The following is a 19,809-nucleotide window of genomic DNA, read 5'->3' as shown; positions in this document are numbered from 1 at the left end:
GGGCATTACCCCGCCTTGCGCCGCAACGGGGTGACGTTGCTCTTCTTCTTCGCGGCCTTCGCCGCCGGGGCTTCGGCATGCGCGGCGAAGAAGTCGCGCACCTTCGGGTACACCACCTCGCGCCAGCGACGGCCGCTGAAGATGCCGTAGTGGCCGGCACCTTCGACGATGAAATGCTCACGGCGGTCCGCAGTGATGCCGGTGCACAGCGCCTGCGCGGCTTCGGTCTGACCAAGGCCGGCGATGTCGTCCAGCTCGCCTTCGATGCTCAGCAGCGCGGTATCGCGGATCGCCGACGGATCGACCTTCTCGCCGTTGACCACCCACTCGCCACGCGGCAGCAGGAAGTCCTGGAACACCACGCGGATGGTATCGAGGTAGTACCTGGCCGGCATGTCCAGCACCGCGTTGTACTCGTCGTAGAAACGACGGTGCGCGTCGGCGTCTTCCAGGTCGCCCTTGACCAGGTCGGTGTAGAAATCCCAGTGCGAGCTGAAGTGGCGGCTCGGGTTCATCGACAGGAAGCCGGCGTGCTGCAGGAAGCCCGGGTACACGCGACGGCCGGCACCCGGATAGCTGGCCGGCACGGTGTGGATGACGTTGTTCTCGAACCACGACAGCGGGTTCTGCGTGGCCAGGTTGTTCACTGCGGTCGGGCTGCAGCGCGCATCGATCGGGCCACCCATCATCACCAGCGTGCGCGGCGTCGGTTCACCACGGCTGGCCATCAGTGAAACCGCGGCCAGCACCGGTACGGTCGGCTGGCACACGCTCACCACGTGCAGGCGTTCGACGCCGAGGTGGCGGATGAACTCCTGGATGTAGGCGATGTAGTCATCCAGCCCGAACTCGCCTTCGCTGGCCGGCACCATGCGCGCGTCGACCCAGTCGGTGACGTACACGCGGTGGTCGCGCAGCAGCGTGCGCACGGTGTCGCGCAGCAGCGTGGCGTGGTGGCCGGACAGCGGCGCCACCACCAGCACGAACGGCTGGTTGAGCATGGTGTGCAGCTGGTCGGCTTCATTGCTGTGGCGCTTGAAGCGCAGCAGCTTGCAGAACGGCTTGCTCACTTCCTCGTGCACGACGATCGGCACGCGCTCGCCATCGACGTCGATTTCGTTGATGCCCCACTCGGGCTTCTCGTAATCCTTGCCGATGCGGTGGAAGAGTTCATTGACCGCCGCCAGGCGATCAGCGCCGGGCATCTGCGACCACCAGTGGCCCTGGTTGGCGAAGAACCTGGCGTTGGCCTGGGCCTGGTGCACCCAGGGGGCGAGCAGGTTGCGGGTCAGTTCGTGCAGTTGATAGAGCATGACGACCGAATATGTATGGTCATATGTTGCCGCGCAGCATATCCCATCCGGGTGTCCCGCAGGTTAAGTCGGCTGAAAATAATGAATCCGGATTCACATCCGTTCCAGCGCGGCCGCATCGCCCGCCAGGGCGGGACCGAGCCAGCAGTGCGACCCTACCGGCTGCAGGCCCTGGCGGGCCAGCGTGCGGCGGTACCAGCGCGCCGGTCGGGCCTGGAAGCCGTCGTGGTCGCCTTCGAACGCGTCCTCGGCGGCGAAGGTCTCCAGGAAGGCCACGCCGCCGGTCAGCTCGGCCACGCCGGCCAGTCCTGCACGCAGCTCGCGGTCGGGCACGTAGTGCATCACGTCCGAACACACCAGCAGGTCAACCGGGGCGCAGGGCCGCAGCCAGGCGAAGTCGCCGAAGCGGGCCAGGTGCAGGTTGCGGGTCCTGCCGTAGCGGCGCACAGCGTACTCGCTGCTGTCGAAGCCGAGATATTCGACCTTCGGACGCAGCTTCAGCAGCGGCGCGCGCCAGGCGCCTTCACCGCAGCCGATATCCAGCACGCTGCGGATCGGCCGCTCCAGGTAGTACTCGGCGCTGGCCACGGCCAACGCCACCTTGCGCGCCAGGCGGGCGCTGCCGCCGATGTCGGCACGGCGGTACCAGCGTTGGAAGTAGGCGGCGTCGTAGGTCTTGTCCATGGGGCGGTGCGCGATCGGGGAAAACGGCGCCTATCGTACGGTGTTGCGGCGCGCCATGCGTCGATGTGTCGCGGCGGGCGTGCCTGCGGCGGCTTCGCCACGGCATGCGAGAATGGCCGCCAACCTACGCCAGCCGCCGGAGCGAGCGCATGCAGAGCTACTACTGGGTCAAGACCTTCCACATCGTGTTCGTGGTGGCGTGGATGGCCACGGTGTTCTACCTGCCGCGCATCCTGGTGAACCTGGCCGAGACCGCGGGCCAGCCGGCGGTGACCGAGCGCCTGCAGCTGATGGGCCTGCGCCTGTACCGCTTCGGCCACTCGATGTTCGGCCTGGCGTTCCTGCTCGGCCTGGTGCTGTGGCTGGGCTACAAGGTCATCCCCGATTTCCCGACCATGGTGGCTCCGGGAGCTGCCGGCTGGCTGCACGCCAAGCTGGGGCTGGTGGTGGTGCTGCTGGTGTACTTCGGCTGGACCGGCCGCCTGCTCAAGGGCGTGGCCAAGGGCCGGGCACTGCCGTCGTCGCGCGCGCTGCGCTGGATCAACGAGATCCCGCTGCTGGCGTTCATTCCGATCGTGTGGCTGGTGCTGGCCAAGCCGTTCTGAGGCGGGGTCACCTGCGTCCGGTAGATCCACGCCATGCGTGGATGCTGTCAGGGCGCAAACGAAGGAGCCGGGCAAATGCCCGGCTCTTTCATTTCTGCAATCACCTCGTGTTGCCGGCCAGCGGCCGGCACTACCGGGCTTAGGCCGCTTCGTACGTGCCGTAACTGCGCAGGCGCGTGTAGCGCTGTTCCAGCAGCTGTTCGGTGGACAGCTTGTCCAGCGCGTCCAGTTCGTTCAGCAGCACGGCCTTCAGGCGCTTGGCCATCTGCGTCGGGTTGCGGTGGGCGCCACCGGTCGGCTCGCGCACGACCTTGTCGACCAGGCCCAGGCTCTTCAGGCGAGGCGCGGTCAGGCCCAGCTGTTCGGCCGCTTCCTTGGCCTTGCCCGCGTCCTTCCACAGGATCGAGGCGCAGCCTTCCGGGGTGATGGTCGAGTACACCGCGTATTCCAGCATCACGGTGCGGTCGCCCACACCCAGTGCCAACGCACCGCCGGAGCCGCCTTCACCGATCACGGTGCAGATGATCGGCACCTTCAGCTCGGCCATCTCGATCAGGTTGCGCGCGATCGCTTCGGACTGGCCGCGCGACTCGGCGTCGATGCCCGGCCAGGCGCCGGCGGTGTCGATCAGGGTCAGCACCGGCAGGCCGAAGCGCTCGGCCATCTTCATCAGGCGCAGTGCCTTGCGGTAACCCTCCGGCTTGGGCATGCCGAAGTTGCGCTTGATCTTTTCCTTGGTGTCGCGGCCCTTCTGGTGGCCGATCACCATTACCGCGCGGCCATTGATGCGGGCCAGGCCGCCCATGATCGCCTTGTCGTCGGCGAAGGCGCGGTCACCGGCCAGCTCCTGGAACTCATCGAACATGACGCGGAGGTAGTCGGCGGTGTACGGGCGCGACGGGTGGCGGGCCAGCTGCAGCACCTGCCACGAGGTCAGGTTGCGGAAGATCTGCGCGGTGCGCATGCGCAGCTTGTCCTGCAGCGCGTGCACTTCCGCCTCGACATTGACCGCCGGCCCGGCACTGGCGTTGCGCAGCTCCTGGATCTTGGCTTCCAGGTCGGCGATGGGTTGCTCGAAGTCGAGGTAGTTCGGATTCATCGGAAGCCGTCGTGTAAAGAAGGGGGGAATTCTAGCCGAATGCGTGCAAACCACCCGTACGCCTTCGTCTGGAAGGCGACGGTAGCGCAGCCGGGCAGGGGGCGCCAGTCAGCTCAGGGCACCACCAGGGCGCTGCGGCCCATCAACTGGCTGCGCTGGGAGACGAAGTCGTTGTAGGCCTCGTTGGCTTCCCGGCCAAGGCCGCTGCCCAGGGTGGCAGTGGCCGAGGTGAAGGCCATCTGCGCGGCGAAATCCTGCTTGCGCAGGGCCTTCTGTTCATCGGCGGTGGTGGCCTTCAGCCAGCGCGCGTAGACCTCGCGCAGGGGCGCGGCGTGGGCCTCGAAGGCCGGCACCAGCGCCGGCAGGCTGGCCGGGGCCGGTTCCAGGCTGTAGGCCGGGGCCACGTAGCCACCTGGTTGTTCGCGCTTGAACGCGCCGGGCTCGCCCATGCCTTCTTCCACGTAAGCGATGAAGTCGGGAGCGGTGAACACCTTGGCCACGATCTGGCCGCCGCTGGAATCAACGTGGGCCACCACCTTTTCCTTGGGGAAGGGTTCGCGCACGCCGTAGGTCCAGGTCTTGTCGATGAACAGGTCGTGGCGCTTCTCGAACGGGCCTTCGAAGTCGACGCCGCCGAGCTGGATACCGCTGTTGCCGACGCCGAAGTTCTTCACCTTGCTCTCGTCGGTGACGTAGATCTCGCGGGCGATCACGTACTCGCTGAGGGTCGGATTGATCAGCCCGCCACGACCGTCGACGTAGACGATGAAGCGCACATCACCGAGCTTGTCGGTATGCAGGCGATGCTCGCCGACAGCGAGCGAGACCGGGCGCGAGCCCTGTGCGGCCACCGGCAGGTCCTGGCCGTCGATGCTCAACGCAAGCGGCGTGTCGGTCGGGTTGTCGATCTGGAACTCGATCTTCGACGGGGAGCAGGCGGCCAGGGCCAGTGCGGCAGCGAACGGGAACAGCAGGGTCTTCATCGGCAATCGTCCTTGATACTTGGAACGGGGAAACAGGGGAGACAGGACAGCGAGGGAGCCAGCCTCAGCTGGCCCATGGCGGGCTGTAGCGCACCTTCAGCGTGCGCACGGCCGGGTCGGCGCGCAGCGCCTCCATCAGCTTGGAATCGATGCGTACCGCGCTCTGCCCGGACACATCGAGCATGCCGGCGACGCCGCCGTGCGGCCCCTTCAGCAGCAGGTCCAGGCGCAGTGGCGTCCGTCCCGGGCGATGGCGGTCGAGCAGCGCATCGATGCGCTCCCAGACCGGGCGCTGCTGGCGCAGGTCCAGGCGCAGCGACAGCCGCGTGGCGTAGTTGGCGCAGACCTCATCGAAGTCCCAGCACTGGCGGATGCGCAGCGCGAAGCCGCCGTTGAACTCGTCCTCGCGCAGGCCGCCCTTGACCACCAGGATGCGGTCCTTGGTCATCAGGTGGCCGAACTCGGCCATCGCGTCGGAGAACGCGCTGCACTCGACGCGGCCACGTCCGTCCTCAAGCTGGATGAAGATCTGGCTCTCGCCCTTGCGGCGCACGCCGACCACCTGGCCGGCCAGCACCGTCTGCACTTCCGGGCGCCAGCGCTTTTCGCCGCCGCCGCCACCACCGCTGTTGGCGCTCCAGATCTTCTCCACCGAACCCAGGTCGTTGCCGACCAGGTCGCGCACATCGTCGCGCCAGGGATCGAACGGGTGGCCACTGAGATAGAAGCCCAGCGTGTCGCGCTCGCCGTTCAGGCGCTGCAGCAGCGGCCACTCCTCGGCTTCGGGCAGGTCCAGCTGGATCGTGGTCGCGCTCGGGTCCGGGCCACCGAACAGCGAGTTCTGTCCCGAAGCCCGCTCGCGGGCCATCTGGTCGGTAGCCTTGATCACCTCCGGCAGCTGCAGCATCAGCGAGGCACGGTTGCGGCCGAGCTCGTCCAACGCACCACAGTTGATCATCGCTTCCAGCGTGCGCCTGTTGAGCTTGGCCGAACCAACGCGCGTGCAGAAGTCGAGCAGGTCCTTGAACGGGCCGCCCTTCAGCCGCTCCTCGACCACCGCCTCGCAGGCACCCTGGCCGACGCCCTTGATCGCCCCGAGGCCGTACTGGATGGTGTCCGGCGTCACCGCTTCGAACATGAAGGCCGACTGGTTCACCTTGGGCGGCAGCACGGTCAGGCCGAGGTTGCGCACCTCGTCGAGGAAGCCGACCACTTTGTCGGTGTTGTCCAGATCGGACGACAGCGTGGCCGCCATGAACTCAGCCGGGTAATGGCGTTTCAGCCAGGCGGTCTGGTAACTGACCAGCGCGTAGGCAGCGGCGTGCGACTTGTTGAAGCCGTAGCCGGCGAACTTCTCCATCAGGTCGAAGATTTCGTCGGCCTTGGGGCCATCGACGCCGCCCTTGGCTGCACCTTCGCGGAAGATCTCGCGGTGCTTGGCCATTTCGGCCGGCACCTTCTTGCCCATCGCGCGGCGCAGCAGGTCGGCGCCGCCCAGCGAGTAGCCGCCGACGATCTGCGCCATCTGCATGACCTGCTCCTGGTACACCATGATGCCGTAGGTGTCCTTCAGGATGGCTTCGGTGCGCGGATCGGGATAGATGATCTCTTCCTGGCCGTGCTTGCGCGCATTGAAGGAGGGAATCAGGTCCATCGGGCCGGGGCGGTACAGCGACACCAGCGCGATCAGGTCTTCGAAACGGTCGGGGCGCGCGTCCTTCAGCAGGCGGCGCATGCCGGAGGATTCGAACTGGAACACCGCGCCGGTATTGCCGTTGGCGAAGATGTCCCTGTAGGTGGGCGTGTCGTCCAGCGGAATCGCGGCGATGTCCACCGGCGGGATGCCGGCGCGCTCATGGCGCTTGTTGATCGCCTTCACCGCCCAGTCGATGATGGTCAGTGTGCGCAGGCCCAGGAAGTCGAACTTCACCAGGCCCACTTCTTCCACGTCGTTCTTGTCGAACTGGGTGACCGGGTTCTTGCCGAGGCCGTTCTCGTCGTGTTCGGCGTACAGCGGGCAGAACTCGCTCAGAGGCTCGGGCCCGATCACCACGCCACCGGCGTGCTTGCCGGCGTTGCGGGTCAGGTCTTCCAGCTGCAGCGCCAGGTCGATCAGGTCGCGGACATCGTCCTCGGTCTCGTAGCGCTGGATCAGTTCGGCCGACGCCATCTCAGAGCTCGGGCCTTCCTTGCCCTTGCCCAGCGCATCTTTCAGGTGGATGCCCAGAATGTTCGGGATCAGCTTGGAGACGCCGTCGACCAGGCCGTACGGGAAGCCGAGCACGCGGCCGGAGTCGCGCACCACCGCCTTGGCGGCCATGGTGCCGTAGGTGATGATCTGGCTGACGCGCTCGCGCCCGTACTTGCGGGCGACGTAGTCGATCACCTCGTCGCGGCGGTCCATGCAGAAGTCGATGTCGAAGTCGGGCATCGACACGCGTTCCGGGTTCAGGAAGCGCTCGAACAGCAGGTTGTACGGCAGCGGGTCCAGATCGGTGATCTTCAGCGCCCACGCCACCAGCGAACCGGCACCCGAACCACGGCCGGGGCCGATCGGAATACCCTGGTTCTTGCCCCACTGGATGAAGTCGGCCACGATCAGGAAGTAGCCCGGGAAGCCCATCTTGATGATGGTGTTGAGCTCGAATTCCAGGCGCTCGAAATACTCTTCGCGGGTCTTGCCCGGCGCCAGCGGATTCTTCTCCAGGCGCTCTTCCAGGCCATCGCGCGACATCTTCTGGATCCAGGTGTCCAGCGTCTCGTCGTCCGGCACCGGGTAGTTGGGCAGGAAGTAGGTGCCCAGCCGCATCTCGATGTTGCAGCGCTCGGCCAGCGCCAGCGTGTTGTCGATCGCATCGGGGATGTCGGCGAACAGCGCGCACATCTCCTCGGCCGACTTCAGGTACTGCTGGTCGCTGTATTCGCGCGGGCGCTTGGGGTCGTCCAGCACGCGGCCGGTGGAAATGCACACGCGCGCTTCGTGCGCGCTGAAGTCCGACGGCGACAGGAAGCGCACGTCGTTGCTGGCCACCACCGGCAGGCCACGCTGGCCGGCGGCCATCAGCGCGAACTGGTTGAAGGTTTCCTCGCCCTCGCGGCCGGTGCGGGTCAGCTCCAGGTGCAGGCCATCGCCGAACACGCGCTGCCAGTCGGCCAGCTGCTGCTCGGCCAGTTCATGCTTGCCGTCCAGCGCCAGGCGCCCGGCCAGGCTCTGCCGCCCGGCCAATGCGAACAGGTTGGCGTTGCCGGCCTTCAGCCAGTCCGGGTGCACGGCCACGCCGCCCTCGGGGCGATGGCCTTCCATCCAGGCGCGGGTCAGCAGCCGCGACAGGCTCAGGTAACCCTCGCGGTCGCGGCACAGCAGGGTCATCCGCCACGGGTCCTGGCCTTCCTCGGCGATCAGCACGTCGGCACCGGCGATCGGCTTGATGCCCACGCCTTCGGCGGCCTTGTAGAACTTGACCAGGGCGAACAGGTTGTTGAGGTCGGTCACCGCCAGCGCGGGCAGGCCGAGTTCGACCGAGCGCGACAGCAGGTTGGCCTGCTTGGCCTTCTTCGGGTCCGCCTGGTCCGGTTTGGCCGGCACACGGATGGTGGAGTCCGCCAGCGAGAACTCGGTGTGGACGTGGAGATGTACGAAGCGGGAGTTGGACATGCCGGACCAGGTTGGAGCGCGCGGGCCCCGGGTGCTGACGGACGATCGTCGCCGGGGTCGGGAAGCGCTGGAATGCCCGGTCAGGGTAGCGAGGGCAGGGGGTTGCCACAAGGCTTGACAGGGGCACGGCGTGGCGCCGGATTCAGGCGTGCGGGAGGCCGCCTTCTGTAGAGCCGAGCCCATGCTCGGCTGTCCACAGCAGCCGAGCATGGGCTCGGCTCTACAACTCCAGCAGGCTCAGGCGATGGCCGCCGCCTGCGTCAGGCCCAGGCACTCACGCACCGGGGCGAAGCTGCGCCGGTGTTCCATGCAGGGGCCGTGCTCGCGCAGGGCGGCCAGGTGGGCCGGGGTGCCATAGCCCTTGTGCTGTTCGAAGCCGTACTGCGGGTGGCGGGTATGCACGACCTGCATGTAACGGTCGCGCGAGACCTTGGCCAGGATCGAGGCGGCCATGATCGCGCGGTCGATGCCATCGCCGCCGACCAGCGCCTGCGCCGGCAGCACCAGGCCCTTGGGCACCACGTTGCCATCGATGCGGGCGAAGCCGGCCACATGGGCAACCGCTGCAACAACGTCACGCATGCCCTGCAGGGTGGCCTGGTAGATGTTCAGGCGGTCGATGGTGTCCACGTCCACCAGCACCACGTGCCAGGCCAGGGCACGCTCGATGATGCGGTCATGCAGCTGTTCGCGGCGGGCCGCCGTCAACTGCTTGGAATCGTCCAGGCCGTTGATGCGTGGCCGTGACGGATCGAATACCACCGCCGCCACCGCCACCGGCCCGGCCAGCGGGCCACGTCCGGCCTCGTCGACGCCAGCGACCAGGCGTTCCGGCTCGACCACCGTCGCGCCGTCGAACAGGGCCAGGCTGGCCGCTGCGGCGTGACGGCGGCTCATGCCTGCGCCTGGTCGCGCATCAGCAGTTCGCCGACGGCATCGGCGGCACGCGCCGAAGCATTGCGGCGCAGGCGCTCGTGCAGTCGCACGTACGTGTCCTGCAGGTCGATCACCCGCTGCGGGTGGTCGAACCATTGCTGGATGGCCGCGGCCAGCCTGTCCGGCGTGCAGTCGTGCTGCATCAGCTCCGGCGCCAGGTCCTGGCCGGCCAGGATGTTGGGCAGGGCGAAGCGGTCGACCTTGATCAGGCCCAGCGCCTTGACCAGGCGATAGGTCAGTTCGTTGACGCGGTAACCGACGACCATCGGCCGCTTCACCAGCATGGCTTCCAGGGTCGCGGTGCCGGAGGCCAGCACCACCACGTCGGCGGCGATCATCGCGTTGCGCGCCTGGCCATCCAGCACGTGCGAGTAGGCCACCGGCAATGCCGAGCGCGACAGCTGTTCTTCGATCAGCTGCCGGCAGGCCGGGTTGGCGGCAGGCACCACCACATGCAGGCCCGGAATGCGTTCAGAGACCTGCCAGGCGGCTTCGAAGAAGGGTTCGCCCAGGCGCGAGATCTCGCCCAGGCGGCTGCCCGGCAACACCGCCAGCACCTTGGCCGAGGTCGGCAGCCCGAGCGCGGCACGGGCTTCCTCGCGGTTGCCCTGCAGCGGAATGTCATCGGCCATCGGGTGGCCGACGAAGCGTGCGTCGATGCCGTGCCTGGCATAGATCGGCGGTTCCATCGGGAACAGGCACAGCACCAGGTCCGCGCTGCTGCCGATCTTCTCGGCGCGCTTCTCGCGCCAGGCCCAGACCGAGGGACTGACGTAATGCACGGTGCGCACGCCGCGTTGCTTCAGCCAGCGCTCGATGCCCAGGTTGAAGTCGGGTGCGTCGATGCCGATGAACACGTCCGGCTGCCATTCCAGGGCGCGCTGGCGGAACGCCGAGCGCAGCTTGAGCAGCCGCGGCAGGTGGCGCAGCACTTCGGTCAGGCCCATCACCGCCAGCTCGCTGGCATCGTGCCAGGTCTGGCAGCCGGCGCTGCGCATGGCATCGCCGCCAATGCCGGCGAACTCGGCATTCGGGAAGCGCGCCTTCAGTTCACGCACCAGGCCCGCACCGAGCAGGTCGCCGGACGCTTCGCCGGCAACCAGCGCGATCCGCAACGGGCGCTCGCTGAGCACCCGCTGTGCGGGAACGCTGCCGGCCATCGAGGCCAACGGAATCACCGCGGCGCCGGCCGCCGCCTGGCCGGTCGTGCTGCTCATCGCAGCAAGGGCCTCTCGGCGTGCTCGATGAAGTCCAGCATGGCCTTCACGTCATTGCTGTCACGCGCCTGTTCGGTCAGCTGCTGCTTGGCTTCGGCCAACGGCAGGCCGGCCACGTACAGCGTGCGGTAGGCCCGCTTGATGGCCGAGATGCGGTCGGCGTCGAAGCCGCGGCGCTTCAGGCCTTCGCTGTTGATGCCGCGCGGGCGGCCCAGCGAATCGGTACCGACCATGGTGAACGGCGGTACATCGCCATTGGTCAGCGCGCCCATGCCGAGGAAGGCATGCGCACCGATGCGGCAGAACTGGTGGGCACCGGCGAAGCCGCTGATGATCACGTAGTCGCCCACGGTCACGTGGCCGGCCAGGGTGGTGTTGTTGGAGAACACGCAGAAATTGCCGACATGGCAGTCGTGCGCCACGTGCGTGTAGGCCAGCATCCAGTTGTCGTTGCCGATGGTGGTGATGCCGCCGCCGCCGCCGGTGCCACGGTTGAGCGTGACGAACTCGCGGAACACGTTGCGGTCGCCGATCACCAGTTCGGTGCGCTCACCGGCGAACTTCTTGTCCTGCGGCTCGCCACCGATCGCGGCGTGGCCGACGAAGCGGTTGTCGCGGCCGATCCGGGTCGGGCCGTGGATGCTGCAATGGGGGCCCACCACCGTGCCGGCGCCGATTTCAACATCGGGGCCGATCAGGGTGAAGGCGCCCACCTGCACATCGTCGGCCAGGCGCGCGGCCGGATCGATGACGGCGGTGGGGTGGATCCGCGGTGCGTTGTCAGTCATTGCTGCCTCCAGTGGATCAGCCCTTGGCGCCGGCGCACATGACCTCGGCCGACGCGACGACTTCGCCGTTGACCTTGGCTTCGCCGTAGTACCAGCCCATGTTGCGGATCAGGCGCTTCATCTGCACGTCCAGCATCAGCACGTCGCCGGGCACGACCTGCTTGTTGAAGCGGGCGTTTTCCACCTTGACCATGTAGAACAGCTTGGACTGCGCATCGCGGCCGAGCGTGAGCTGGGTCATGACGCCGCCGGCCTGCGCCAGCGCTTCGATGATCAGCACGCCGGGCATGATCGGGCGGCCCGGGAAGTGGCCCTGGAAGAACGGCTCGTTGATGCTGACGTTCTTCTGCGCCAGGATGCGCTTGGCCTCGACGTCGAGTTCAAGCACCCGGTCCACCAGCAGGAACGGGTAGCGGTGCGGAAGCAGTTCCTGGATCTGGCAGACATCGATCGGAAGCTGCAGCGAATCGTTCATTCTTTCTCCTTGCCAGCAGCCAGGACGCGGCGAGCCAATGCGTCCAGCTGCTTGAAGCGCGCGGCGTTCTTGCGCCACGTGCGGTTGTCGGTCAACGGGGTGCCGGACGAGTACTCGCCTGGCTCATGGATGGAGTTGCGGACCACCGACTTGCCGGTGATCACGACCTTGTCACAGATTTCGAGGTGGCCGACCACGCCAACGTGGCCGCCAAGCAGGCAGTAGCGGCCGATCTTGGCGCTGCCGGCGATGCCGGTGCAGCCGGCGATGGCCGAATGCGCGCCGATCTGCACGTTGTGGGCGATCTGCACCAGGTTGTCCAGGCGCACATCCTCGTCCAGCACGGTGTCTTCCAGCGCGCCGCGGTCGACGCAGGTATTGGCGCCGATCTCGCAATCGTCGCCGATGCGGACGCCGCCGAGCTGCGGCACCTTGATCCACTTGCCAGCGTCCATCGCCAGGCCGAAACCGTCGGCGCCGAGCACGGCACCGGGATGCACGCGCACGCGCTTGCCCAGCGTGACCCGGGTGACCAGGGTCACGCGGGCGATCAGTTCACAGCCGGCATCCAGGCTGCAGTCCTCGCCGATCACGCTGCCGGTGCCGATGATGCAGTTCTCGCCGACCACGCTGCGCGCACCGACCGAAACGAACGGGCCGATATGGGCGCTGGCGGCCACCTGGGCGCTGGGGTCGATGACGGCGCTGGGGTGGATGCCCGGCGGGCGGGTCGGCGCGATGTCGAACAGCGCGGCGATCTTGGCGAACGCGGTGTACGGGTCCTTGGCGACGAGCGCAGTGCCCGGGGCGGCCTCGGCGTCGTCGGCACGCAGGACCACCAGCGAGGCCTGGCTGTCGGCCAGCTGGGCGCGGTAGCGCGGGTTGGCAAGGAAGGTCAGCTGGCCAGGGCCGGCATGGGCGAGGGTGGCCACGCCATGGATGGCGGTGGCGGGGTCGCCATGGACCTGCAGGCCGAACTGCTCGGCGAGTTGCTGGGCGGTGTAGGTGGGAGTATTCACGGCGGGAGTTTAACGTGTGACGCCATTTCGGTCATGCGGGGGCAGGGCTTGGCGCCTGCCTGGTACGGGCGGGAGGCGGCGGGTGGCCCTGGCCAGGACACGCAAAACCCCCTCCATGGTGCTCGATGGCGCCATCCATGGCGCCAACGGTCCTGTCCAGGGCCACCCGCCGCCTCTGGACAATTTCCCGCGAGCGCGGCCAAAAGCCCGTGCCGTGCAGTGTCATCTGCAAAACGAAAACGCCGGGCAATGCCCGGCGCTTCGCGCCCCGTCTGGTGGAGAGCCCCCCTTCTGTTAAGGGGGGCGCGCCAATGGCGCGGGGGATAGGAGGTAGGTCGGGACCCGCTGCTTGCGCAGCAAGCCGCGGCGCACCTTCGGTGGTCAGTTCTTAGAACTGACCGCCGAAGGTGAACTGCAGACGCTCGATCTTGTCATCGTCTTCCTTCTTCAGCGGGAAGGCGTAGCTGATCGAGATCGGGCCGACCGGGGCGCGCCACAGCAGGGCCACGCCGGTGGACACGCGCAGCTCGTTGGCCTTGAAGTTCTGGGTGCCGTTGTAGACGTTGCCGAAGTCGACGAAGGCCGACACGCGTGCCGACGGGCTGTCGAACAGGCGCGGGAAGTAGGCTTCGACCGAACCGACGGTCTTCAGCGAACCACCCAGCGGCTGGCCTTCCGGATAACCGGTGGTGACTTCGCGCGGGCCGAGGGTGTTGTCCTCGAAGCCGCGCACCGAGTTGGTGCCACCGGCGTAGAAGTTCTCGAAGAACGGCAGGCCGCTGGCGGTGACGGTGCGGGTGGTGCCATCCGGATTGGTCAGCGTACGGGTGTAGTCGTTGCCGTAGGCATCGCCGTAGCCGATTTCCGCGCGGGTGTTGATCACCAGCGACGGCATGATCGGCCAGTACTTGCTGATCTGGTAGTTCAGCTTGTAGTACTCGATGGTCGAACCCGGCAGCGTGGTTTCCAGGCCGATGCGCTGGTAGGTGCCGCGCGTCGGCATGAAGTAGTCGTTGCGCGAGTCGCGCGCCCAGCCCAGCTCGGTGCGCCAGGCGTGGAAGGTGCGCTTACCGACCGCGTTGATGTAGTCGATGATCGACTGCGGGGTCGAGCCCTGGTAGGTGGTGATCTGGTTGCTGTCGATGCCGAACATCAGCGAGACGGTATCGGTCTCGGTCAGCGGCACGCCGAACACCACCTGCGCCGAACCATTGGTGCTGTTGTACTGCGCGGTATTGAAGTCGGAGTAGTCCAGTTCGCGCCAGGACAGGTTGTAGCCCAGCGACACGCCGTCATCGGTGAAGTACGGGTTGGTGTAGCTGAAGCCGTAGCGCTGCAGGTAGCTGCTGCGCGAGGCTTCGACCGACACGCGGTTGCCGCCGCCGAGGAAGTTGTTCTGCGACAGCTGCACCGAGGTGGTCATGCCGTAGGACTGCGAGTAGCCCAGGCCGAACACGAAGCTGCCCGAGGTGGTTTCCTTGACGTTGTAGACGACGTCGACCTGGTCGTTGCTGCCGCTGACGGCCGGGGTCTCCACTTCCACCGATTCGAAGTAGCCCAGGCGCTGCAGGCGGATCTTGGAGCGGTCGATCGCGGCCTGCGAGTACCAGCTGTTCTCGAACTGGCGCATTTCGCGGCGCATCACCTCATCGGAGGTGCGGGTATTGCCACGGAACAGGATGCGGCGCACCGACACGCGCGGGCCGGGCACGACCTGCATGTTGATGGCGACAGTCTGCTCGGCACGGTTGGTGGTCGGGATCGGGTTCACCTTGGCGAACGCGTAGCCGATGTTGGACAGCGAATTGGTGATGGTGTCCGAGCTGAATTCCAGCAGGGCACGCGAGAAAGTGTCGCCGGACTTCTGGATCACCATGCGCTCGACGTCCTCCTGCGGGAGGATGGTGTCGCCGCTGACCTTGATCTCGGAGATCTTGTACTGCGCACCCTCGGTCACGCCCGCAGTCAGGAACATGTCGCGCTTGTCGGGGCTGATCGAGACCTGGGTGGAATCGATGCTGAAATCGACGTAGCCGCGGTCCAGGTACCAGGAGTTGAGCTTTTCCAGGTCACCGGACAGCTTTTCCTTGGAGTACTGGTCGTCACGGCGGTACCACGACGCCCAGTTGTGCTCCTTGGACTCCCAGGTCTCCAGGATGTCCTTGCTCTCGAACTTTTCGGTGCCGACCAGGTTGACGTGGCGGATCTTGGCCGCCTTGCCTTCCTTGATGGCGATGGCGATGTCCACGCGGTTGCGGTCCAGCGGGCTCACCGTCGGGGTGATGTCGACGTTGTATTTGCCACGGTCGTTGTACTGGCGGCGCAGTTCCTGGGTCACGCGGTCCAGGCTCAGGCGATCGAAGGTGCCGCCCTCGGTCAGGCCGATGTCGGACAGGCCCTTGAGCAGCTGGTCGGACTTGATGTCCTTGTTGCCGGTCACGGTCAGCTTGTTGATCGCCGGACGTTCCTTGACGGTCACCACCAGGATCGTGCCCTGGCGGTCCAGCTGCACGTCTTCGAAGAAGCCGGTCTTGTACAGGGCGCGGATCGTCTCGCCGACCTTGTTGTCGGTGACCGTCTCGCCACGTTCCACCGGCAGGTAGGTGAATACCGTGCCCGAGCTGATGCGCTGCAGGCCATCGACGCGGATGTCGCTGACAGTGAAGGGCTCGGCTGCCTGGGCCAGGGCGGGAGCGCCGGTGACGGCGGCGAGGGCGAGGGCCAGCAGGCGGCGATTGGGGAGTCGCGTCATGTCACGTCCGGTAGGAAGGTCGATTTCATTGGTGCGGGATGCCGACGCTGTAGACGGCAACAACATGGAAAAGTTCATCGCGGGACCAGGCCGAGGATGTCGTTGTAGAACGCCAACCCCATCAGCCCGGCCAGCAACGCCAGGCCGATGTATTGGCCGGCGGCGATGGCACGCTCGCTCAGCGGGCTGCCCTTGACCAACTCGATAAGGTAATACAGCAGGTGGCCGCCGTCCAAGATCGGGATCGGCAGCAGGTTGATGATGCACAGGCTGAGGGACAGCAGGGCAAGGAACTGCAGGAACCAGTCGAGGCCGCGCTTGGCCGAGACATTGGCCACGCGGGCGATGGTGACCGGCCCGGAAACGTTCTGAAGCGAGGCCTTGCCGGTGACGATGCGGCCCATCATGCCCAGCGAGTCGGCCGCCAGGCGGCCGGTTTCGCGTACCGCGACGGTGACCGAGTCCAGGGGGCCGTAGCGCAGGAGGGTGTCATAGGGGGGGCTGAACTTGGTCGGGAACTGAACGCCGATCTGCCACGTGGGGCCGCCCTTGGCGTCCTGGCCCTTGCGTGGCGTCACTTCCAGCGCCAGGCGCTCGCCGCCACGCAGGACCTCGATCATGCCCGGGCCACCGGCACGGCCCAGCGCCTGGATCTCGCCGATCACCTGGTCGGCGCCGTCGATGCGCTGGCCGTCAATGGCCACGATCAGGTCGCCCGGCTGCAGTTGCCCGGCCACCACGGAGTCCGTGGTGAGCGACTCGACCAGCGCGGGCTGCAGCCACGACTGCCAGTACATGCCAGCCAGGATCGGCACCCGCCGCTCATCGAAACCCGGCGGCAGCTGCGACAGCGGCAGCGTGCGCGTGCGCACCTGGTCGGCCGTATCCAGCACTTCCAGCTTCACGTCGCGGCGGTCCATCGCGGCCGCGGTCAGTGCCATGCTGGCCTCGCCGAGGGTGACTACCTGGCGGTCGTCCACGCGCAGCACGCGGTCGCCGCTGGCCAGGCCGGCACTGGCGGCGATGCCGCTGACGCGGCCGACGGTGGGCGAGTAGTCCTGCTTGCCGATCACGAACATCGCCCACAGCAGGAGGATGCACAGCAGCAGGTTGGCGATCGGGCCGGCGGCAACGATCGCGATGCGCTGCCAGACGGTCTTGTGGTTGAAGGCCTGGCCGCGCTCGTGCGGGTGGACTTCGACCTCGCGTTCGTCGAGGAACTTCACGTAGCCACCCAGCGGAATGGCGGCGATGGCGAACTCGGTACCATGCCGGTCGCGGCGCGACCACAGCGGCCGGCCGAAGCCGACCGAGAAACGCAGGATCTTGACCCCGCACAGGCGCCCGACCCAGTAATGCCCGAACTCGTGGAACGTGACCAGCAGCCCGAGGCTGACAATCATCCACCAGACCGATCCGATGAAGTCAGTCATGCAGGCTCACAGTGGCGGGCAGGGGCGGCGGCGTCATGCTGGGCGAGGCGGTCGTTCAGGCGGCGTCGATGGCGTTCAGGGTGAGCTGGCGTGCCCGCTGGTCGGCGGACAACAGGACCTCCAGTGTATCGGCTGCTTGCGTCGGCAGTGTTGAAAGAGCGTTAGCAACCAGCGCCGGGATCGTCAGGAAACCGATCCGGCCCTGAAGAAACGCTGAAACCGCCTCCTCGTTGGCAGCATTCAGCACCGCCGGTGCGGTGCCGCCGGCCTGCATGGCCTGCCAGGCCAGGGCCAGGCAGGGGAAGGCGTCGGTGTCCGGGGCCTCGAAATCCAGCCGGCCCTGGGCCAGCAGGTCCAGCCCGGCCACGCCCGATTCGATGCGCTGTGGCCAGCCCAGGCCAACGGCGAGGGTGGTGCGCATGTCCGGCAGGCCCATCTGCGCCAGGGTCGAGCCGTCGACGAACTCGACCAGCGAATGGACCAGGCTCTGCGGGTGCACCAGCACTTCGATGCGTTCACCGGGCACGCCGAACAGGTGGTGGGCCTCAATGACTTCCAGGCCCTTGTTCATCAACGTCGCCGAATCGACCGAGATCTTCGGTCCCATCGACCACTTCGGGTGGGCAACGGCCTGGGCCGGGGTGACCTGGGCCAGTTCGGCGCGGCTGCGGCCACGGAACGGGCCGCCGGAGGCGGTCAGCAGGATCCGGCGCACGCCGGCGCCGTCGACGCTGGCGTCGCGCGAGCGCAGGCACTGGAAGATCGCGCTGTGTTCGCTGTCGATCGGGATGATTTCGGCGCCGGCACGTTCGGCGGTACGGGTCAGCAGTTCGCCGGCCAGCACCAGCGATTCCTTGTTGGCCAGCAGGATGCGCTTGCCGGCGGCGGCCGCGGCCAGGGTCGAGGACAGGCCGGCAGCGCCGACGATGGCCGCGACCACGGTATCGCAGGCGTCGCTGGCGGCCAGCTGGTCCAGCGCGGCATGGCCGGCATGGGCTTCGGTGGCCAGTCCGGCGTCGCGCAGGCCGTCACGCAGTTCGGCAAACAGCGATTCGTCGGCGATCACCGCGTGCGCGGGTTTGTGCTGGCGGCACAACGCCAGCAGCCCCTGCACCTGGCGTCCGGCGGCGAGCACGGTCGCCTGGTAGCGCTGCGGGTGGCGGGCGATCACGTCCAGCGTGGAGGTACCGATCGAGCCGGTGGCGCCGAATACGGCGACCCGACGCAGGTCTGCAGCAGCATTCATGGTCAGAACCCGAAGATTTCCTTGCCCAGCGCGAACACCGGGACGGCGGCGAGGACGCCGTCGACCCGGTCGAGCACGCCGCCATGGCCCGGGATCAGGTGGCCCGAATCCTTGGCGCCCGCGTGGCGCTTGATGAGGCTCTCGAACAGGTCACCCAGCACCGAGGCGAACACGGCCACGACCGCGGTGATCAGCAGGCCCGGCAGGTGTGCGGTATCGATCCCGGCCAGCCAGCCCAGGCCGACGGCCACGGCGACACCGGCCAGCAGGCCGCCGAACAGGCCTTCCCAGGTCTTGTTGGGGCTGATCCGCGGGGCCAGCTTGTGCTTGCCGAAATGGCGGCCGGCGAAGTAGGCGCCCGAGTCGGCCGCCCACACCAGTGCCAGTGCAGCCAGCAGCCACAGGTGGCCCTGCTGGCCCGGCGGATCGCCACCGGCATGGATCAGCACCAGCGCGGCCCAGGCGGGCACGATGGCAAGCGTGCCGGCCAGCATCTTCAGGATGCGCGAGGGCGCCGACGGCTGTGCACCGAAATTGAAGAAGCGCAGCCAGACCAGCGCGGCCAGCCACCAGGCAACGCCGGCCAGCGTGGTTATCTGGAACAGCACCAGCGTACTGCCATCGGCCCAGACCAGCAGCACCATCAGCAGCAGGTTCAGCACCAGAAGTACGGTGCGTGCCAGGGTGTCTTCGATACCGGCCAGCTTCAGCCATTCCCACAGGCCGATCAGCAGCACCGCAGCGGCGGCGGCGGCCAGCCATTGCGTGGGCAGCAGCAGGATCGCCGCAATGGCAACCGGCGCCATGATCAGCGCGGCGAGGACTCGGGTCTTGGTCATGGGCTGGAAGTCTCGGTGGCCAGTGCGGCAATCTGGGCGCTGGTCAGGCCGAAACGACGCTCGCGGCCGGCATAGGCGTCCAGCGCCTGCTGCAGCTGCCCGGCATCGAAGTCCGGCCACAGGGCCTCGGTGAACCACAGCTCGGTGTAGGCCAGCTGCCACAGCAGGAAGTTGCTGATGCGGGTGTCGCCGCCGGTGCGGATGAACAGGTCCGGCGGCGGCAGGTCGGCAAGGGCGACCTGGCTGCCCAGCAGCGATTCGTCGATCTGCTCGGGCAACAGGCGACCGGCCGCCACTTCGACGGCCAGGGCGCGCGCGGCGCGGGCGATGTCCTGGCGGCCGCCATAGCTGGCCGCGATCGACAGGGTCAGGGTGGTGTTGTCGGCGGTGCGCTGTTCGGCCAGCTGCATGCGGCTGACCAGCCCGGCACCGAAGCGCTCGCGTTCGCCGATGAAGCGTACGCGCACGCCGCGCCGGTGCAGCTCGTCCACCTCGCGGTCGAGCGCGCCGAGGAACAGCTTCATCAACGCATCCACTTCCTCCTGCGGCCGGCCCCAGTTCTCGCTGGAGAAGGCGAACAGGGTCAGCGCCGGAATGCCCAGTTCAAGGCAGCGCTCGATGGTGCGGTTGACCGCGCGCGCGCCGGCACGGTGGCCGATCACGCGGGGGCGACGGCGCTGCTGTGCCCAGCGCCCATTGCCATCCATGATGATGGCAATGTGGCGGGGCAGGGCGGCCGGTAACGGAGGCGGGGCTGAAGGCATC

16 protein-coding genes are annotated in these 19,809 nt (G+C 67.4%); 1 reads left to right on the top strand and 15 read right to left on the bottom strand.

Going from position 1 to position 19,809, the window contains the following annotated elements; translation table 11 throughout:
* Positions 1-5: 5 nt before the first annotated feature.
* Together ACUVWL_RS10815 and ACUVWL_RS10810 are read right to left on the bottom strand one after the other, a co-directional pair.
* Positions 6-1,313, bottom strand: a complete 1,308-nt coding sequence (locus tag ACUVWL_RS10815) for a polyhydroxyalkanoate depolymerase (RefSeq protein ID WP_014646484.1) — start codon at positions 1,311-1,313, stop codon at positions 6-8.
* Positions 1,314-1,406: 93 nt separating this feature from the next.
* Entirely contained in the window at positions 1,407-1,997 is a 591-nt protein-coding gene (locus tag ACUVWL_RS10810) for a class I SAM-dependent DNA methyltransferase (RefSeq protein WP_014646485.1), read from the bottom strand.
* A 149-nt stretch (positions 1,998-2,146) separates the two neighbouring features.
* Here ACUVWL_RS10810 and ACUVWL_RS10805 point away from each other — a divergent pair, with 149 nt between their 5' ends.
* Positions 2,147-2,602 (top strand): CopD family protein, encoded by a 456-nt coding sequence (locus ACUVWL_RS10805; protein WP_014646486.1) that lies wholly within the window; start codon positions 2,147-2,149, stop codon positions 2,600-2,602.
* Between the two features lie 139 nt (positions 2,603-2,741).
* Here ACUVWL_RS10805 and ACUVWL_RS10800 read toward each other — a convergent pair whose 3' ends face one another.
* From ACUVWL_RS10800 to uppS, 13 genes are all read right to left on the bottom strand, one after another.
* Complete coding sequence (locus tag ACUVWL_RS10800) at positions 2,742-3,701, bottom strand: acetyl-CoA carboxylase carboxyltransferase subunit alpha (RefSeq protein WP_014646487.1); 960 nt, start codon at positions 3,699-3,701, stop codon at positions 2,742-2,744.
* Positions 3,702-3,814: 113 nt separating this feature from the next.
* Positions 3,815-4,684, bottom strand: coding sequence for a hypothetical protein (locus tag ACUVWL_RS10795; RefSeq protein WP_014646488.1), 870 nt, complete (start codon positions 4,682-4,684; stop codon positions 3,815-3,817).
* Positions 4,685-4,748: 64 nt separating this feature from the next.
* Positions 4,749-8,339 carry a DNA polymerase III subunit alpha gene (gene dnaE / locus ACUVWL_RS10790; protein WP_014646489.1) on the bottom strand — a complete coding sequence of 1,197 codons (3,591 nt, stop codon included), beginning with the start codon at positions 8,337-8,339 and terminating at the stop codon, positions 4,749-4,751.
* Between the two features lie 237 nt (positions 8,340-8,576).
* A complete protein-coding gene (locus ACUVWL_RS10785) occupies positions 8,577-9,236 on the bottom strand; it encodes a ribonuclease HII (RefSeq protein WP_111206641.1) in 660 nt (219 codons plus the stop codon).
* Entirely contained in the window at positions 9,233-10,435 is a 1,203-nt protein-coding gene (lpxB, locus tag ACUVWL_RS10780) for a lipid-A-disaccharide synthase (protein WP_134967132.1), read from the bottom strand. Before lpxB ends, ACUVWL_RS10785 begins: the two co-directional genes overlap by 4 nt.
* Positions 10,436-10,488: 53 nt before the next feature.
* Positions 10,489-11,280 carry an acyl-ACP--UDP-N-acetylglucosamine O-acyltransferase gene (gene lpxA / locus ACUVWL_RS10775; protein WP_014646492.1) on the bottom strand — a complete coding sequence of 264 codons (792 nt, stop codon included), beginning with the start codon at positions 11,278-11,280 and terminating at the stop codon, positions 10,489-10,491.
* Between the two features lie 16 nt (positions 11,281-11,296).
* Positions 11,297-11,755, bottom strand: coding sequence for a 3-hydroxyacyl-ACP dehydratase FabZ (gene fabZ, locus ACUVWL_RS10770; protein ID WP_005415845.1), 459 nt, complete (start codon positions 11,753-11,755; stop codon positions 11,297-11,299).
* Entirely contained in the window at positions 11,752-12,774 is a 1,023-nt protein-coding gene (gene lpxD, locus ACUVWL_RS10765) for a UDP-3-O-(3-hydroxymyristoyl)glucosamine N-acyltransferase (RefSeq protein WP_014646493.1), read from the bottom strand. The genes fabZ and lpxD overlap by 4 nt, the downstream gene beginning before the upstream one ends.
* 388 nt (positions 12,775-13,162) lie before the next feature.
* Positions 13,163-15,526, bottom strand: coding sequence for an outer membrane protein assembly factor BamA (bamA, locus tag ACUVWL_RS10760; protein WP_032956838.1), 2,364 nt, complete (start codon positions 15,524-15,526; stop codon positions 13,163-13,165).
* Between the two features lie 74 nt (positions 15,527-15,600).
* Positions 15,601-16,959, bottom strand: coding sequence for an RIP metalloprotease RseP (gene rseP, locus ACUVWL_RS10755; RefSeq protein ID WP_049441551.1), 1,359 nt, complete (start codon positions 16,957-16,959; stop codon positions 15,601-15,603).
* Between the two features lie 55 nt (positions 16,960-17,014).
* A complete protein-coding gene (locus tag ACUVWL_RS10750) occupies positions 17,015-18,205 on the bottom strand; it encodes a 1-deoxy-D-xylulose-5-phosphate reductoisomerase (protein WP_445978332.1) in 1,191 nt (396 codons plus the stop codon).
* Positions 18,206-18,207: 2 nt separating this feature from the next.
* A complete protein-coding gene (locus ACUVWL_RS10745; protein ID WP_445978331.1) occupies positions 18,208-19,044 on the bottom strand; it encodes a phosphatidate cytidylyltransferase in 837 nt (278 codons plus the stop codon).
* Positions 19,041-19,808, bottom strand: coding sequence for a polyprenyl diphosphate synthase (gene uppS, locus ACUVWL_RS10740; protein WP_032956844.1), 768 nt, complete (start codon positions 19,806-19,808; stop codon positions 19,041-19,043). Before uppS ends, ACUVWL_RS10745 begins: the two co-directional genes overlap by 4 nt.
* Position 19,809 lies beyond the last annotated feature (1 nt).

This window comes from Stenotrophomonas muris (assembly GCF_052751275.1).
The sequence above is the reverse complement of the archived record's forward strand: the minus strand, read 5'-3'. Positions and strand labels throughout refer to the sequence as shown.

Excerpts from the sequence above, each read along its gene's own strand:
- ACUVWL_RS10815 (WP_014646484.1), bottom strand. The coding sequence starts at position 1,313 with ATGCTCTATCAACTGCACGAACTGACCCGCAACCTGCTCGCCCCCTGG.
- ACUVWL_RS10810 (WP_014646485.1), bottom strand. The coding sequence starts at position 1,997 with ATGGACAAGACCTACGACGCCGCCTACTTCCAACGCTGGTACCGCCGT.
- ACUVWL_RS10805 (WP_014646486.1), top strand. The coding sequence starts at position 2,147 with ATGCAGAGCTACTACTGGGTCAAGACCTTCCACATCGTGTTCGTGGTG.
- ACUVWL_RS10800 (WP_014646487.1), bottom strand. The coding sequence starts at position 3,701 with ATGAATCCGAACTACCTCGACTTCGAGCAACCCATCGCCGACCTGGAA.
- ACUVWL_RS10795 (WP_014646488.1), bottom strand. The coding sequence starts at position 4,684 with ATGAAGACCCTGCTGTTCCCGTTCGCTGCCGCACTGGCCCTGGCCGCC.
- dnaE (WP_014646489.1), bottom strand. The coding sequence starts at position 8,339 with ATGTCCAACTCCCGCTTCGTACATCTCCACGTCCACACCGAGTTCTCG.
- ACUVWL_RS10785 (WP_111206641.1), bottom strand. The coding sequence starts at position 9,236 with ATGAGCCGCCGTCACGCCGCAGCGGCCAGCCTGGCCCTGTTCGACGGC.
- lpxB (WP_134967132.1), bottom strand. The coding sequence starts at position 10,435 with ATGGCCGGCAGCGTTCCCGCACAGCGGGTGCTCAGCGAGCGCCCGTTG.
- lpxA (WP_014646492.1), bottom strand. The coding sequence starts at position 11,280 with ATGACTGACAACGCACCGCGGATCCACCCCACCGCCGTCATCGATCCG.
- fabZ (WP_005415845.1), bottom strand. The coding sequence starts at position 11,755 with ATGAACGATTCGCTGCAGCTTCCGATCGATGTCTGCCAGATCCAGGAA.
- bamA (WP_032956838.1), bottom strand. The coding sequence starts at position 15,526 with ATGACGCGACTCCCCAATCGCCGCCTGCTGGCCCTCGCCCTCGCCGCC.
- rseP (WP_049441551.1), bottom strand. The coding sequence starts at position 16,959 with ATGACTGACTTCATCGGATCGGTCTGGTGGATGATTGTCAGCCTCGGG.
- ACUVWL_RS10750 (WP_445978332.1), bottom strand. The coding sequence starts at position 18,205 with ATGAATGCTGCTGCAGACCTGCGTCGGGTCGCCGTATTCGGCGCCACC.
- ACUVWL_RS10745 (WP_445978331.1), bottom strand. The coding sequence starts at position 19,044 with ATGACCAAGACCCGAGTCCTCGCCGCGCTGATCATGGCGCCGGTTGCC.
- uppS (WP_032956844.1), bottom strand. The coding sequence starts at position 19,808 with ATGCCTTCAGCCCCGCCTCCGTTACCGGCCGCCCTGCCCCGCCACATT.